The sequence below is a fragment of the Stenotrophomonas sp. GD04145 genome (genome assembly GCF_029835135.1).
GTDB lineage: Bacteria > Pseudomonadota > Gammaproteobacteria > Xanthomonadales > Xanthomonadaceae > Stenotrophomonas > Stenotrophomonas maltophilia_P.
Window position 1 is genome coordinate 1 of the sequence record NZ_JAODZG010000092.1, and the last position, 1905, is coordinate 1905.

Annotated in this window: 1 protein-coding gene; it reads left to right on the forward strand. The window is 70.4% G+C overall.

What is annotated here, in order from left to right:
* Window positions 1-1905, forward strand: a 1905-nt coding sequence (gene tssI, locus N7367_RS19330) for a type VI secretion system tip protein TssI/VgrG (RefSeq protein WP_279943031.1), incomplete at both ends; no start/stop codon positions are given.

Below are 1905 nucleotides of genomic sequence, written 5' to 3' on the forward strand. Positions count from 1 at the left end.
GCCGAAACGCTGGATGGCGTCGAACAGATCGACGGCATCGGTTTCCAGTGGACGATCACGGCGCTGTCGCTGGATGCGGGCCTGCCGCTGGGCCCGCTGATCGGGCAGGGCGCGCTGCTGCAGATGCAGCAGGCCGACGGCAGCCTGCGGCCGTTGCATGGACGCATCACCGCCGCCGAGCGGCTGGGCAGCAATGGCGGCCTGGCACGCTACCGGCTGCGCCTGCAGCCGTGGCTGGCGTTCCTGTCGCAGCGGGTGGACAGCTATGTGTTCCACGACAGGACGATCGTGGAGATCGTCGAGGACATCGTCGCCGACTACGGTGGCCTGGCCCCGGCCTGGCGCTGGTCGCTGGCCGATGGCGGCCAGTACGCGCGGCGCAGTCTGACCACGCAGTACCAGGAAAGCGACCTGGCCTTCCTGCAGCGCCTGCTGGCCGAGGAAGGCATCTATTACTGGTTCGAGCACGCCGGTGACCCTGGCAGTGCCGACTTCGGCAGCCACACCCTGGTGCTGGCCGATCACAGCCATGACACCGCCGAGCTGGGCAGCGTGCGCTTCCATCGGCGCGATGAGAGCGAGCGCAGTGACAGCGTGCAGCAGTGGTCGACCGCGCACCGCTGGCGTCCGGGCAAGGTGCAGCGTGCCACCTGGGACTACCGCACCCTGGAGCGCCGCCAGGCCAGCGCCGAAAGCGGGCAGGCCAACGACCTGGGCATCATCGACCGCGACACCTGCGGCCCCTACGGCTGGCAGGACAATGCCCGCGGCCAGCGCCGCGCGCAGCAGCACCTGGATGCGCTGCGCGTGCGCGCGCAGACCATCGACGGTGCCGGCCAGTGGCGCACGCTGGCCCCGGGCGCACGGTTCGGCCTGTCGCAGCACCCGCAGGTGAGCCAGGACGCGCAGTTCCTGTGCTTGTCGGTGCAGCACCAGGCGCGCAACAACCTCGATGCCGATGTATTCGATGCGCTGGAGCAGACCCTGGGTCCGTCCAGCGTGGCCGCGCCGGCACTGCCGGGCGCGCTGTCGGGCCTGGCCAATGGGCGTGCGCCCGGTGAGGTCTCCACCGCCTTCTACGACAACCGCTTTGTGGCCATCCCGGCCGAAGTGACCTACCGGCCGCAGACCGACGATGGCCATGGCACGCATCTGCATCCGCGGCCGACCATCACCGGCACGCTCAGTGCGATCGTGGTCAGCGATGGCGACCCGCTGCTGTCCGACCGCGACCACCGCATCAAGGTGCAGTTCCCGTGGCAGCGCGGCGGCAACGCCAGCAGCGGGCTGGTCCATCCGGGTGGGGACGACAATGCCCCGGCCACCGGGGGGGCCTGGACGTGGGTGCGGGTGATGACCCCATGGGCGGGCGACAACTGGGGCGGCGTGGTGCTGCCACGGCGCGGCCAGGAAGTGCTGGTGGCCTTCCTGGAGGGCGACATCGACCGCCCGGTGGTGGTCGGTGCGGTGTACAACGGCCGTGGCCAGCAGGACGCGCAGCACAACCAGATCAACGGTGGCGGTGCCAACGCCACCGGTAATGCGGCGGCATGGTTCGAGGGCAACGATCACGCCGCGGTGTATACCGGTTTCAAGAGCCAGGCGCTGGCCGACAGCCAGGGCGGGCAGGGCGGCTACCAGCAGCTGCGCTTCGATGACACGCCGGGCCAGGGTCGCGCGCAGCTGTCCACCACCCAGCACGAGACCACCCTGACCCTGGGCCATCTCAAGGGCGGCCAGGACAACGTGCGCGAGGGCGAGCGGGGCTTTGGTGTGGAACTGTCCACGCAGGCCCAGGGTGCACTGCGCGCCGGCCGTGGCCTGCTGCTGACCACCGAGCCGGGTACGCCGCAGCTGGCGGCGCCGCAGGCACTGAGCCAGTTGCAGGAAAGCCAGCAGCTGCTG